The 14,005-nt window shown below is 41.4% G+C and carries 11 protein-coding genes; 6 read left to right on the forward strand and 5 right to left on the reverse strand.

Going from position 1 to position 14,005, the window contains the following annotated elements; translation table 11 throughout:
- Positions 1-17: 17 nt before the first annotated feature.
- Positions 18-644 (reverse strand): DUF1285 domain-containing protein, encoded by a 627-nt coding sequence (locus B9T25_RS04485; RefSeq protein WP_086187275.1) that lies wholly within the window; start codon positions 642-644, stop codon positions 18-20.
- A 189-nt stretch (positions 645-833) separates the two neighbouring features.
- Here B9T25_RS04485 and B9T25_RS04490 point away from each other — a divergent pair, with 189 nt between their 5' ends.
- Complete coding sequence (locus B9T25_RS04490; protein WP_086187276.1) at positions 834-2,546, forward strand: electron transfer flavoprotein-ubiquinone oxidoreductase; 1,713 nt, start codon at positions 834-836, stop codon at positions 2,544-2,546.
- A gap of 461 nt (positions 2,547-3,007) precedes the next feature.
- On the opposite strand, the gene tusA is transcribed toward B9T25_RS04490, so the two are convergent.
- Positions 3,008-3,265: a sulfurtransferase TusA gene (tusA, locus tag B9T25_RS04495; protein ID WP_086187277.1), complete on the reverse strand. Its 258-nt coding sequence runs from the start codon at positions 3,263-3,265 to the stop codon at positions 3,008-3,010.
- A 200-nt stretch (positions 3,266-3,465) separates the two neighbouring features.
- Here tusA and B9T25_RS04500 point away from each other — a divergent pair, with 200 nt between their 5' ends.
- Together B9T25_RS04500 and lnt are read left to right on the forward strand one after the other, a co-directional pair.
- Entirely contained in the window at positions 3,466-4,305 is an 840-nt protein-coding gene (locus B9T25_RS04500) for an HlyC/CorC family transporter (protein WP_086187278.1), read from the forward strand.
- Positions 4,302-5,861 carry an apolipoprotein N-acyltransferase gene (gene lnt, locus B9T25_RS04505; RefSeq protein WP_086187279.1) on the forward strand — a complete coding sequence of 520 codons (1,560 nt, stop codon included), beginning with the start codon at positions 4,302-4,304 and terminating at the stop codon, positions 5,859-5,861. Before B9T25_RS04500 ends, lnt begins: the two co-directional genes overlap by 4 nt.
- A 256-nt stretch (positions 5,862-6,117) precedes the next feature.
- Here the strand turns inward: lnt and B9T25_RS04510 are convergent, their stop codons facing one another.
- The 3 genes from B9T25_RS04510 to gspF all read right to left on the reverse strand — a co-directional run bounded on the left by B9T25_RS04510 (position 6,118) and on the right by gspF (position 8,418).
- Complete coding sequence (locus tag B9T25_RS04510) at positions 6,118-6,453, reverse strand: hypothetical protein (protein ID WP_086187280.1); 336 nt, start codon at positions 6,451-6,453, stop codon at positions 6,118-6,120.
- Positions 6,454-6,735: 282 nt separating this feature from the next.
- Positions 6,736-7,173, reverse strand: coding sequence for a type II secretion system major pseudopilin GspG (gene gspG / locus B9T25_RS04515; RefSeq protein ID WP_004649983.1), 438 nt, complete (start codon positions 7,171-7,173; stop codon positions 6,736-6,738).
- Between the two features lie 39 nt (positions 7,174-7,212).
- Positions 7,213-8,418 carry a type II secretion system inner membrane protein GspF gene (gspF, locus tag B9T25_RS04520; protein ID WP_086187281.1) on the reverse strand — a complete coding sequence of 402 codons (1,206 nt, stop codon included), beginning with the start codon at positions 8,416-8,418 and terminating at the stop codon, positions 7,213-7,215.
- 152 nt (positions 8,419-8,570) lie between these two features.
- Here gspF and B9T25_RS04525 point away from each other — a divergent pair, with 152 nt between their 5' ends.
- Genes B9T25_RS04525 through B9T25_RS04535 form a run of 3 tightly spaced genes read left to right on the forward strand, consistent with a single transcriptional unit; the run spans position 8,571 to position 13,620 of the window.
- Positions 8,571-10,793, forward strand: a complete 2,223-nt coding sequence (locus B9T25_RS04525) for a primosomal protein N' (RefSeq protein ID WP_086187282.1) — start codon at positions 8,571-8,573, stop codon at positions 10,791-10,793.
- 59 nt (positions 10,794-10,852) lie between these two features.
- Entirely contained in the window at positions 10,853-12,694 is a 1,842-nt protein-coding gene (locus B9T25_RS04530; protein WP_086187283.1) for a monovalent cation:proton antiporter-2 (CPA2) family protein, read from the forward strand.
- A 50-nt stretch (positions 12,695-12,744) separates the two neighbouring features.
- Complete coding sequence (locus B9T25_RS04535; RefSeq protein ID WP_086187284.1) at positions 12,745-13,620, forward strand: Hsp33 family molecular chaperone HslO; 876 nt, start codon at positions 12,745-12,747, stop codon at positions 13,618-13,620.
- The last annotated feature ends 385 nt before the right edge of the window (positions 13,621-14,005 follow it).

Consider the following 14,005-nt stretch of genomic DNA (forward strand, 5'->3'; position numbering starts at 1 on the left):
AGAACAAAGCTTAAACCTCATGTGCCTAATTGCAAGTAAAAATCACCACTTTGTAGGCTTAAGATGGTATCACCTTGCGCATTTTCAAGGAGCTGCCCCATTTCAATTAAATGAAAAAAAGCAGAGCGTTGAATTAAAGCGTTAATACCAAAACGCACATGTACATAAGGACGGTGTTCGACCTGCCCATCATCGGCAGAATAATCCCGCATAAAAATAGCATGTGCTTCATCTACTATGACAATATCTTGATTGGTGGTGGTCAGTTGAAGGTAATTTTTCCCATCTATTGCCACTTGATCGACCTGATTCACCAATAAAGGTTCATCTTCTACCTGTATTTCAATTTGTTCGACTGGAGTTTTTAGGTAGAACTTACCCTCTTCTTTCCAAAGTACAGTTGAGAACAAGTCAATCAAGGCTTGACGTTTGATCAATTGACCTTCGTGCCACCATTCTCCATTGGCTTTTACCTTTAAATCCATTGTGCCACAATGCTTTGGGTTAAATTGGTCTAATGGGGGTATTGACCTTTTGTGACCGGTCTGTGCATCTTTTAAGTATTGTGCAATACCCATTAAATTTTTATCATCAGCAATAGCTACTTCTTTCGTCGGATTTGGTGAATTATTTGGATTCAACATAACTAAATACCCCTGCTGACGGAAAAATAAGATGATTCAGCCAATTGGCTAGATCAAGGTTTAAAACTATACTAGCCCACAATATAATAGACACGATAATAAAATTGTGTCTGGGCATTAAGAACACTCATGGCAGCACCGAGTGAAATAACTACGGTTGCCACCTTCAAATACTATGAGGAGTCCTACATGGAACACATCGAACGTGAAGCGATGGAGTTTGACGTAGTCATCGTTGGTGCAGGACCTGCTGGTCTTTCTGCAGCAATCAAAATTCGTCAACTTGCAATTGAAAACAACCTTCCAGATTTATCCGTTTGTGTCGTGGAAAAGGGCTCTGAAGTTGGTGCGCACATTTTATCGGGTGCAGTTCTTGAACCTCGTGCCATGAATGAGTTGTTCCCGAACTGGAAGGAAGAAGGTGCACCTTTAAATGTTCCAGTGACTGAAGACAAAACGTATTTCTTATTGTCTGATGAAAAATCACAAGAAGCGCCACATTGGATGGTGCCAAAAAGCATGCATAATGATGGCAACTATGTCATCTCGCTGGGTAACGTGGTTCGTTGGTTAGGTACTAAAGCGGAAGAACTTGAAGTATCCATCTTCCCAGGTTTTGCTGCGTCTGAAATCCTTTATCATGCAGATGGTACAGTCAAAGGCATTCAAACGGGTGACATGGGCATTGGTAAAGATGGCGAACCGACGCACAACTTTACGCCAGGTTATGAACTACACGCGAAATATACAATTTTTGCTGAAGGTTGCCGTGGTCACTTAGGCAAGCGCCTGATCGCTAAGTTTGATTTGGATAAAGATGCTGATCCGCAGCACTACGGTATCGGGATTAAAGAATTGTGGGAAATCGACCCTGCGAAACACAAGCCAGGTTTGGTGATGCATGGTGCCGGTTGGCCGTTAAATGAAACAGGTTCTTCAGGTGGTTGGTGGTTATACCACGCGGAAAATAACCAAGTGACTTTAGGCTTGATCGTTGACTTGTCATACACCAATCCAAACATGTATCCATTTGCAGAAATGCAACGCTGGAAAACCCATCCACTGATCAAGCAATATTTTGAAGGTGGGAAACGTATTTCTTACGGTGCACGTGCCATTACCAAAGGCGGAATTAATGCCTTACCAAAGTTCACCTTCCCAGGTGGCTCGCTTATTGGTGATGATGCAGGTTTCTTGAACTTTGCTAAAATCAAAGGTTCTCACACTGCGATGAAATCTGGCATGCTTTGCGCGGAAGCAGTATTTGAAGCGATTGCTGCCGGTGTAGAAAAAGGTGGTGATCTTGCCATTGCCCGTGTCACTGAAGGTGAAGACTTCTTTGCTAAAGAGTTAACGGCTTATACCGACAAGTTCAATAACAGCTGGCTGAAAGAAGAGTTACATAACTCACGTAACTTTGGTCCTGCATTTCACAAGTTTGGTCAATGGATTGGTGGCGCATTTAACTTTATCGATCAAAACATCTTTAAAGTGCCATTTACATTGCATGACTTAGTGCCTGATTTCAGCGCATTGAAAACGGTAGATGCATCTACATTCAAACCAAACTATCCAAAACCTGATAACAAACTGACCTTTGACCGTTTGTCTTCTGTATTTGTATCCAATACCGTACATGAAGAGAATCAGCCTGCACATTTGAAACTGACCGATGCTTCTATTCCAGTCAATGTCAACTTGCCAAAATGGGATGAGCCTGCTCAGCGTTACTGCCCTGCTGGTGTGTATGAAATTATGGAAGAAAACGACGGTTCTAAACGCTTCCAAATTAATGCAGCCAACTGTGTCCACTGTAAGACCTGTGATATTAAAGATCCATCGCAAAACATCACTTGGGTCACGCCTGAGGGTGGCGGTGGTCCTAATTACCCTAATATGTAGGGTAATCCTTGCGAGGCAGTGCCTCTCATACCCGAATATGTAATATTCAATAAAAAATCCCCTTTCGAGGTAATGCCAGTCAGTTCAGAACTTGACTGGCATTTTATTTTTTAAATTCATGATGTTATTCGACACGCGGAAACGTCATCCGCAACTGTTCGAGGCAAAACTATTTTAAAAAAGTACGGTTTCTGCGATTTATTAATCAATAAAAGGGATTTGGCGAGTTTTGCGGTGAGGCGCACTGCGCCGCAAGATGCCTTTCTTGCGAAGCTCTGCTTCTCATTTGGGCTTATCCAAAGTAATAGATGAGCTCCAAGTATTTGACTTAAAAAATATAAGACTCCGTCATGAATAACTAAAAACTAAGGACTTTATTTCTAAAACCCTTAACTGACTGGCATTACTCTTTCGAGGGGATTTTTTATGTCATCTTAAAATGAAGAACACAATATTCTGAATTAGCCTTTCTTGACCAAATAATGAAACTCTTTGTTGCCCGCTTCATCTAACACTTCTTCTTGTAATAATAATTCATGGCCTAAATGCATACAGAATTTTGGAATATCCCATGAAGTTGAATTATCGGTGGCAAACACTTCCACCACATCACCCGCTTTAGATTTACGAATCGCTTGATGCAACATCATTACAGGCTCAGGACAACGTAGCCCTCGTGTATTCAGCTGAATAGTTGGTATAGCAAGCGGTTCAGACATCGGTAAACTCTGTAATAAAAATCCTCGCTATTTTAACATAAACTTAAATACCGTCATTCGCTTAAAAATACAGTTCAAGATAAGCATGCAAAATGACCTATACATTCATGCAATACAGCAATTTTAGAGATAGACATCTAGATTTTCTCGGGTATGATAAAATTCGTTTTTTTAGATATTAAGAGTCTTTAGGAAAGATCATGCACGAGGAATCAGGCCCGTCGTGGGGCATGCGTGGCTTACGCAAATGGCTAAGCACTGCACCCGAAACTCGCGACGAACTGCTAAAATTAGTACAAGATTCACGTCGTTTTTTAGAACCCGATACTGTTGCAATGCTTGAAGGCGTACTTGACCTTCCTGCAACAAAAATTCGTGAGGTTATGACCCCACGAACTTCAATGATCAGCTTACAAGAAGATGATCAGTTACTGGATATTTTACATACCCTTGTAGAGTCGGCACATTCTCGTTTTCCAGTATTTTCATCCGATCAACCCGATAATGTAGTCGGTATTTTATTGGCAAAGGATTTACTGCCCTATTTGACCGAACCGAGCAATAAAGTCGATATTCGTGCCTTGATGCGCCAACCTATCTTTGTGCCTGAAAGTGCGCGATCTGACCAAGTTCTGCGGATGTTAAAAAATACCCAGACCCATATTGCTGTGGTGATTGATGAATATGGCACAACGTCTGGATTGGTCACCTTAGAAGATATTTTAGAAGAAATTGTCGGTGAAATTGAAGATGAACATGATATGGTCGATGAAGAAGCACAATTCATCATTCCTGATAATGATCCTCAAACCGCGAATACATGGTTAGTTCAAGCACTTACACCAATTGAACACTTTAACAATGTTTTAGATGCTGATTTTTCCGATGATGAGGTAGAAACTGTCGGCGGTTTATTGCTTCAAGAAATGGGTTTGGTCAGCGATTTACAAGGTCAAATTATTGAACTTGAGAATTGGCAATTTACCATTATAGAAGCAGATGCCCGTACTATTCATCTGATTCGAGCTGTCCGTAAATGAGAACTTACTTTAATAAGCTGTTCAATTCATCCCAACAACAAAAGCAGCTCCCGTTTATTTACCCCTTTTTAATTTCATTATTTTCAGGTGCCATGTTCAGTTTTGCACTGGCACCTTATTATTACTGGTGGCTAGCACTACTGTCACCCGCTTTACTCTATGCTTCGTTACGTAAACGTTCTGCTCGACAAGCCTTTGGCATTGGTTGGGCTTATGGCTTTGGTTTATGGTTTGTCGGGGCATTTTGGCTCTATACCTCTATCCATGTTTATGGTGATACCAGTGCTTTTTTAAGTGTGCTGATGATTGCGTTCATGGCCTTGCTGATGGGCTTATTTACCGCCTTACAGACATTTCTATACCGCCGCTTCTTTCCTGAAACACCGCTTACCTTTGCACCGCTTTGGGTGTTTTTTGAGTGGGCGAAAACTTGGGTATTTACTGGTTTTCCATGGTTATTTGCCGGTTATGCCTTTACTGAACGCTTTTTAGATCACTATGCACCGTTATTCGGGATCTTTGGCGTCTCGTTTGTGGTGATTATTTTGGCCTGCGCCTTGGTTGAAATCCTCAATAAACGGCTATTTTGGATCATTCCCTCAGCACTATTACTCTTGGGTGCTTGGGGCGCTTCCTATCTAAAATTTGTTGAAGAAAAAGATGGAAAAGCACTTTCTGTCTCTTTAATTCAAGGTAATATTCCTCAAGATCTAAAATGGCTGACCGAATATCAAGTCAAAACCTTGATGATCTATGCCAATTTAAGTCGGACTGAATGGGGACGCGATCTCATCGTTTGGCCTGAATCTTCCATTCCGCTGTTCCAAACCGATATTGAACCTTTCCTAGATGCAATGAAAGTTCAAGCAGAAAAATCAGGCACAGCTTGGGTCACGGGTATTCCTTATTGGGATCTCAAAGAATCTCAAATTGAACAGCATCCCATGTATTACAACAGCATCATGGCTTTAGGCGATGAATCTACAGGTTTGTATAAAAAGCAGCGCTTAGTGCCCTTTGGTGAATATATTCCTTTATCTGGCTGGCTCAGTTGGGTATTGCCTGCATTGCAAAATGATCCATCAATGAGCGGTTTTTCTCGTGGTGCACGTGACCAAAAACCATTGGATGTAAAAAACCATCACTTAGGTGCAGCTATTTGTTATGAAGTGGCGTATCCAAGCCTGACGCGTCGTAATGCCCGTCAAAGTGATTTCTTGGTGACCGTCTCCAATGATGCATGGTTTACAGGCACAGCGGGGCCTTGGCAACATTTACAAATGGTGCAAATGCGTGCCAAAGAAAATGGTCGTTGGTTTATTCGCGCCACCAATACGGGTGTCACGGCATTTATCGATCATAACGGACATATTGTAAAACAAGCGCCAACAGATCAAGTAGCGGTTCTTCGCGGTGAACTGCCAGCCATGCAAGGTGAAACCTTGTATATGCGCCTCAGTGATTGGCCAGTTCTGGCTTTTTCATTGTTATTGTTGATTTTAGGTTGGATTTATCGTCCACGTCAGGTGGATGTTTCGTTTAAATCACGGCGTTAAGGTTTTGTACCCTCTCCTCTTAGGAGAGGGTTAGGGAGAGGTCTTTAAAACTACCCCTTACCCCCTTGCGGAATACATTCCTCATCCTAAAGGGAGAAAAAAGTCCCTCTTTGCAAAAGGGGGATTTTAGGGGGATTAAATATTTCCACAATCCAATAATATGATACCAATCCCTCCCAACCACCCTTATTAAAAGAGAGGGGCTTTTAAAAATACAAAAACCGAGGTCAATGCCTCGGTTTTTATGCAATTCATTTTATAACTGGGTCACTAAATAAGACATCATCGCTGCTAAAAACAGCATCGGGATATAACAATAAATTTTGATCACACGATGCTCTAAAGCTGAAATCTGTTGTTGTTTTAATCTTAATACAGTCGCTTTCAATGCAGACCAGAAGCACAATACCAATAATGCGCTGAATAAACTAATTGCAAAAAAGCCAACCATAATTTGACTACTGCCTTCTGTCGCATTCCATAAGGTTAAAATGCCTTGACTCATGGGAAGCAAACTCAAAATTAGCAGAACAGACTTGAGCATCGCCCAATGAAATTGGCTAATTTCATCCGATATCATTAATGCTTTCATTCTATCCTCCATAGGCAAAATCGTTGCCATTTCAAACATTATGCAAGCTTTTTCATAAATAAAAAGGCTATTTATCTACACATTGAATCATTATTGTAACCATCAAATATGGAAATCATTCTTATTATAACTCTCAAACACTTGTTATTATATTATTTTAATAAAATTCAACATCTTAATATATATCTACGTATTAAGATTTATTATCACTTCACTTAGTATTGAATAGTTAAATCAAGTGAAGTGATATATTCCATAAACTCAAAAAACAATGATTCTCAGTTAAGGCTGATAATAAATATCGGTATCTGTGCCTTCACCGCCTTCTTTACCATCCGCGCCAAAAGAATACAAATCAAATGCACGACCTTCGGCACCTGGAATCACATATTGAATATCATTATCCCAACTATCTTTCGGATAGCCACCTTTCACATAACCACCTTGCATCCAGTTTTTTGCAGAAGCAGGTTGATTTACTAAAGCATCCAAACCACCATCTTGCATCGAAGGATACTTACCATTATCAAGCTTGTATTGGTCTAAAGCACCCGCAACACCTTTTAAAGTAATTGCAGAGGTATCTACTTTGGCTTTCTCACCACGTCCCATCACATTCGGGACGATCAGTGCAGCCAACACCCCTAAAATTACAATCACCACCATCACTTCAATGAGGGTAAAACCTGATTGCTTCGCTTGATATTTTTTAGCTTGCATATAACTCTCTCGCAAAAATCTTTATCTTTATAAAATGGGTTAAATCATATTATTCATATTAACAATCGGCAACATCACCGCGATTACAATCACCAAAACAATACTCGCCATCACCACCAACATTAAGGGTTCAAGCAGTGCCAGTAAAGTTGAAATTAAGGTGGTGACTTCACGATCTTGCATGGTTGATGCACGCTCGAGCATGCGATCCAGCTCACCCGAGGCTTCGCCACTTTTGATCATTTGTACCATCATCGGTGGAAAATAACCACTGCGCTCCAATTGCGTTGCAAGGTTGCCACCTTCCGTCACTTTTTCTGCCGCTAAATTAACAGAATCGCGAATCACCCAATTATTACTCACTGCTGCACCTATTTTGAGTGCATCCACCAACGGTACGCCAGACTTGGTCAAAATCGATAAGGTACTGGCAAAACGTGCAGCATTTATACCTCGTGATAATTTACCAAATAATGGCAGTTTGAGTGTTAAACGATCAAAAGCATAATGCCCAGCCGAAGTTCTTAAAAATCGAACTAACGCAATAAAACCCACCACACCTGCGACAAGCAAAAATGGCCATGCTACCCGAATAAAATCACTGGCTTTCATGAGGGCTACGGTAATCCAAGGCAGTGCATCTTTACTTTGATCAAAAGTCTTTACAATGTCCGGCACCACGTAGGTCATCAGCCCCATCACAATGGCAAAGGACATTAGCATCAAAATAATTGGATAAATCATCGCGCCCTGCACTTTCTTTTGCATGGCAAAACGGTTTTCGGTGTAGTCTGATAATTGATCTAGAATTAAATCCAGATGCCCTGAACGCTCACCCGCAGCAATCGTGGCAATATATAAATCAGGTAAACGCCCTGCTTGCTGTAAGGCATTGGCAAGTGAATGCCCTTCCATGACCTTTGAGCGTACCGACATCAACAAGTTTTGCACATGTGCTTTTTCACTTTGCTTACCGACAGCACGTAGAGCTTCTTCTAAAGGAATTGCGGCGGCAACCAAAACTGAAAGTTGGCGGGTAAATAAGGCCAAATCATAAGCAGTGACTTTTTTCTGCAACCATCGTTCTGAGCGATGCTTATCTTTTTGCTCCACAGGATCGACCGTCACAGGAATGAGTGCTTTGTCTCTTAACTGTTGACGAATTTGACGCGCGGAATCGCCTTCTAACACGCCTTTTTGCTGCTTCCCTGAAGCATCAATGGCAGTAAATTGATATGCAGGCATTGTAATGCTCTAATTTTCCAAAATTTGCTTCAGCGCTGTTGCGTCTGACCACCAAAATCATTCATATTCTGAGACATAAATGATTTGCTCACTCTAACATAACTCGATCTTGAGCACGACGAAATTTGATTAGGACGATTTGACCCTTATTTATGCCAAATACAACATCGACTCCATCCAATATTTATCGCATTCGTGTTGCCGTGCCCGTGCATATATATGACTGCTTTGATTACATGCTAAGTGCAGAACAATACCAACAGGCCCAAGTGGGCTCACGTGTTGCAGTATCGTTTGGACGACAAAATCTGATCGGGATTATTGTGGAAAAATTAACCCCTAACACCCCGATTGACCCACGCTTTAAACTCAAAGCCATTACCGAACTGCTTGATGAACAGACCATTTTAGATCAGAAAATTTTAAGTTTATTGACATGGTCAGCGCAATATTACCAATTCCCGATTGGTGAGGTGTTTCAGAGTGCCTTACCGACTTTTTTACGCCAAGGCAAACCGTATAATTTATTGGCACGCATGTGGAATGTTTTAGACCTACATGCCGAAGCAAAAGTCACCCGTTCGGAAAAACAACAAGAGGCGTATAAAATACTCAAATTGCATCCAACGGGAACCACAGAAAATATTTTAAATTTAGCCGGTATAGAAACAGCCACACTGAAAGCTTTAGAAAAAAAAGCCATTGTGGAATGTGTGTTAGAACAGCAAGATTTTTCTCCACAGCCTGTGACACTGGCACAAATGCCCTTAACCGCCAATGAAGAGCAAAAGAAAGCGATTCAACACGTCCTCAAAGTACAGAAAAAATATCAAGCCTTCTTACTGGATGGCTTAACCGGTAGTGGTAAAACTGAAGTATATTTGCAGATCATGCAAGAGGTACTGAAACAAGGCAAACAAGTGTTGGTGTTGGTGCCTGAAATTGGTCTAACGCCACAAACCATTAGCCGCTTTCAATCACGTTTCCACGGCAATATCGTGTTACTTCATTCAGGACTAAATGACTCCAAACGCTTACAAGCATGGCAAGCCGCGCAAACAGGCAAAGCCTCGATTATTTTGGGCACCCGTTCTGCCATTTACACACCACTACCCAATTTAGGTTTAATCATTTTAGATGAAGAACATGACCTGTCCTTTAAACAACAAGAAGGTTTTCGCTATCACGCACGTGATGTCGCGATGTATCGTGCGCATTTAGAAAGCTGTCCGATTATTTTAGGTTCAGCCACCCCAAGCATCGACAGTTATGCACTGGTGGATGCCGGCAAAATGACCCGTTTAGAACTGAGCCAGCGTGCAGGTGTGGCAGTGATGCCCAAAATTCATCTGATTGATCTGAAAATTGCTCAAAAGCAAAATGGCATTAGCCAAAGCCTGATTGATGAAATGCAAAAGCGCCTCGATAAAAAAGAACAAGTTTTGGTGTTCTTAAACCGACGCGGTTATGCACCGGTGTTGATTTGTGAAAGTTGTGCATGGCAGGCGAAATGCCCACACTGCGATGCCAATTTCACCGTACACCGTCAACCGTATCAGCATTTACATTGTCACCATTGCGGTACGATTCACCGCATGCCAGATCATTGCCCGCAGTGTAAGCATACAGAACTCAAGTCACTTGGTCTGGGAACGGCAAAAGTTGAAGAGCATTTACAACAGTTATTTCCAAAATTTGATGTCATACGAGTTGACCGAGATTCCACCAGTCGCGTGGGGAGCTGGCAAAAAATTTATGACAAAATTCAAAAAAGTGAACCAATTATTTTGCTCGGCACACAAATGTTGGCAAAAGGACACCACTTCCCTTACGTAACCTTAGTTGCCATTTTAGATATTGATTCAGGCTTGCTCAGTGTCGATTTCCGCGCCACAGAACGTACCGCACAATTGATTATTCAAGTAGCGGGTCGTGCAGGTCGTGGCGAACACAAAGGTGAAGTGTATTTACAAACACTTAGACCCGATCACCCACTACTGAATACATTAATCCAAGAGGATTATCATCATTTTGCCAAACAGACCTTAAAAGAACGTCGAGCGGCTTTATTACCGCCTTTTCGCTATGCTGCACTGATTCGCTGTGAATCAAAAAGTCAGGAACAAAACCAAGAATTCCTGCAACAACATGCCCAAGCCTTAAGGCAGGTTTCAGAAAACCTGATTGATATTTGGGGACCCATTCCAGCACCGATGGAGCGCAAAGCAGGACGTTATCAAGCGCATATGGTGCTGCTATCACAAGATCGTGCCCGATTACACTTTTATATTCGTGCTTGGTGGCAAAATATGTTGCATCAAAAGCCCTCAAGCATGAAACTTACCTTAGATATAGACCCTCAGGAATTAAGCTAAATTAAAGTTCACTTTTGGCTTAATTTTTTTGAAATGAAAATAAGTTTTAGGACAGGCTGATGTCGCTGCTGTTACAAATTACGATTTTCCTTGGTGCATCCTTACTCTTGGTACCTTTAGCCAAACGCTTCGGAATTGCCACCGTACTCGGTTATTTGTTTACAGGCATTTTACTGGGTCCCAGTGTATTCAATATTGCCAGTGACCCAGAATCCATCCAAGAGTTGGCTGAATTTGGTGTTATTTTATTAATGTTCATTATTGGTCTAGAACTAAGACCACAACGGCTTTGGGAAATGCGTAAATCCATCTTTTTGATGGGCAGCCTACAAGTCGGCATTAGCGGTATTATTCTTGCCATCATCATCTTTTTTGCCTTATCACAAAGCCTTGCTGCAAGTTTTGTCATTGGTACTGCACTGGCGCTGTCATCAACGGCTTTTGTTTTACAACTGCTGGCCGAAAAACAACAACTCAATACCACCTTCGGGCAACAATCTTTTTCTGTGCTGCTGTTTCAGGATATTGCTGCCATTCCCCTGCTGGCGATTATTCCACTATTGGCAGGCAGCGAATCGACCCATCACGGCATTGCCTATTTCGCCGCAATTATTGCCACCTTTACAGGTTTGTTTTTATTTAGCCGTTATATGATGCGTCCCTTTTTTCGCTTTGTCGCTAAAAGCGGTGCACATGAACTGATTACGGCTGTGGGGCTATTTATTGTCTTGGGCGTTGTAGTGCTAATGGATGTACTCGGCATTAGCACTACTTTGGGCGCATTTTTAACAGGAGTATTACTGGCAGACTCAGAATTCCGACATGAACTAGAAGCCAGTATTGCCCCCTTTAAAGGACTTTTACTCGGTCTGTTCTTTATGACCGTGGGTATGACCACACAATTATCACTCTTAGTTGATATGCCGTGGCTGATTATTGGCGGGGCATTTATTTTAATCCTAGTGAAAAGCATCACGCTTACTGCCATTGCCCGTTATTTAAAATATTCATGGCATAACAGTTTGCTACTTGCGACCTGCTTATCTCAAGGTGGTGAATTTGCCTTTGTGGTGCTAAAAGTTGCGAATAGTGAAAAAGTCATCACCCAAGCTATTTTGGAACCTTTGACTCTTATTGTTACGCTGTCAATGGTACTTACGCCAATGCTGTATTGGCTGATCAGCACATGGATTATTCCACTAGTTGATAAAGAAAAAGCCCCTGTCTATGATGAAATTCCAGATATTCATAACCCGATGATCATTGCTGGATTTGGGCGTTTTGGACAAATCATTGCACGTATTGCCCACTTACAACATCAATCCTTTACCGCGATTGACAGCAACTTAGAAAAAGTTGATTTCGTGCGTCAGTATGGTGGTAGGTTATATTATGGAGATGCCACGCAACCCGATATTTTGCGCTCTGCCGGTATTCAACATGCTAAAGTTTTTGTTTTAGCCATTGATGATATTGAAGATTCCATGAACGTGGCACGGCATATTCGTTTAAATTATCCGAATCTGAAACTGTTGGTACGTGCACGTGATCGTCATCATGTCCATTTATTGCGTGATTTAGGCGTCGAACAGATCTGGCGTGAAACCTATTTATCATCGCTCGGTATGGCCTATCGTGCCTTGCGTGAATTGGATATTAGTGAAGAAGATGCGTATAAAAGTATTGAATTGTTCCGTGATTACGATGAAAAGTTATTAATTCAGCAACAACGTATTTATACCGATGAGCAAAAGATCTATGAAACCCATCGTAATGCTTTAGCAGAGCTAGAACACTTATTTGAAAGTGATGCTCAAATTCGTCAAGAACCCACTGGCGTCAATTTACAACGCGGCTTAGCGCATCCGCGTATTGATGTCACACGAGATGATAGTAACTAGCTTGTGTTTTATAATGTAGACACCATTAACACGGGCTATTGGAGAAATTTATGTCTGAATTACGTCAACGCTTTTATATTGAAAATTGCCCAGTTCGCGGTGAAGTGGTACATCTGGAAAAAGTACTACAAACGATTCTTGCCCAACGTGACTATCCTCAAGCTATTCAAGTGCTTTTGGGCGAAATGCTAAGTGCCACCGCATTGCTTGCCAGTACCCTTAAAATTAAAGGTCGTATTAGCCTTCAAATTCAAGCTGCTGGTACATTCAAATGGGCGATGGCGGAATGTAATCATTTAGGTGAATTACGTGCATCAGCAGATTATGAAGAAGATTCTCACTTCGCTCAGGCAGAAAACAGCAGCACCGTTTTCAAAGCACTGGTCAATCCTGTCCTTTTTATTAATATTGAGCCTGAATTTGGTGAACGCTATCAAGGCATTATTGCACTTGAGCACGACACCTTAGCCGCTTGTTTGATGCAGTATTACGATTTATCTGCACAAATTCCAACCAAAATCATGTTGGCCAGTACCGCTGAATGCTCAGGTGGTTTACTCATTCAACTGTTACCGCGCAATAGTGAAGAAGAGCAGCAACGTGTCGATGAAGACCTATGGCCTCGTCTAACCCTGTTGACTGAAACCTTAAAACCTGAAGAACTAATGAAGCTCGATGCCTCAGAAATTCTCTATCGTTTATATAATGAAGAGGAAGTTCGTTTACCTGACGCTGAAGAATTAAAGTTTGGTTGTACCTGTTCGAAAGACCGCTGTGCCAATGCCCTGATCCAAATTGGTGTTGAGGCGGTACGTGAAACTCTAGAATTTCAAAATCCAATTACCATGGACTGCCAATTCTGTAGCACCCAATATAGCTTTACTGCCGAAGAAGCCTTTGGCTTATTTGGCAGACATCTCAGCTAATGTAAGCTCAATTGGTAAAAAAAGAGTGGCTATATGAGCTGCTCTTTTTTTTATCTAAAAATTAAAGGCATAAAAATTGAATCAATCAAATGCAGCAATGCTGATTTATGTAAATTATCAATTTAAAGACTCCATTACTTCAGCTTGAGTCACTCTCATCACATCCGCTCAAGCAACGTATTACTATCAGGGCAAAACACGAATTAACGGAAGTGGCAAACATTTAAATCTGTGCGGTTATGTTGGCGTTTCAATGATTGGACGTAGCGTAATGTGGATTAAATATTGATCTTATTAATGATTCTAAAAGGCTCCACTTAAGGAGTCTTTTTTTTGTCATAATTTGAAACAATAAGGTACAGATCTACACTATTTCAATTTTATG

This window comes from Acinetobacter sp. ANC 4470, assembly GCF_002135335.1.
Classification (GTDB): domain Bacteria; phylum Pseudomonadota; class Gammaproteobacteria; order Pseudomonadales; family Moraxellaceae; genus Acinetobacter.

Excerpts from the sequence above, each read along its gene's own strand:
- B9T25_RS04490 (WP_086187276.1), top strand. The coding sequence starts at position 834 with ATGGAACACATCGAACGTGAAGCGATGGAGTTTGACGTAGTCATCGTT.
- gspG (WP_004649983.1), bottom strand. The coding sequence starts at position 7,173 with ATGCAAGCTAAAAAATATCAAGCGAAGCAATCAGGTTTTACCCTCATT.
- lnt (WP_086187279.1), top strand. The coding sequence starts at position 4,302 with ATGAGAACTTACTTTAATAAGCTGTTCAATTCATCCCAACAACAAAAG.
- B9T25_RS04500 (WP_086187278.1), top strand. The coding sequence starts at position 3,466 with ATGCACGAGGAATCAGGCCCGTCGTGGGGCATGCGTGGCTTACGCAAA.
- tusA (WP_086187277.1), bottom strand. The coding sequence starts at position 3,265 with ATGTCTGAACCGCTTGCTATACCAACTATTCAGCTGAATACACGAGGG.
- B9T25_RS04535 (WP_086187284.1), top strand. The coding sequence starts at position 12,745 with ATGTCTGAATTACGTCAACGCTTTTATATTGAAAATTGCCCAGTTCGC.
- B9T25_RS04530 (WP_086187283.1), top strand. The coding sequence starts at position 10,853 with ATGTCGCTGCTGTTACAAATTACGATTTTCCTTGGTGCATCCTTACTC.
- gspF (WP_086187281.1), bottom strand. The coding sequence starts at position 8,418 with ATGCCTGCATATCAATTTACTGCCATTGATGCTTCAGGGAAGCAGCAA.
- B9T25_RS04510 (WP_086187280.1), bottom strand. The coding sequence starts at position 6,453 with ATGAAAGCATTAATGATATCGGATGAAATTAGCCAATTTCATTGGGCG.
- B9T25_RS04525 (WP_086187282.1), top strand. The coding sequence starts at position 8,571 with ATGCCAAATACAACATCGACTCCATCCAATATTTATCGCATTCGTGTT.
- B9T25_RS04485 (WP_086187275.1), bottom strand. The coding sequence starts at position 644 with ATGTTGAATCCAAATAATTCACCAAATCCGACGAAAGAAGTAGCTATT.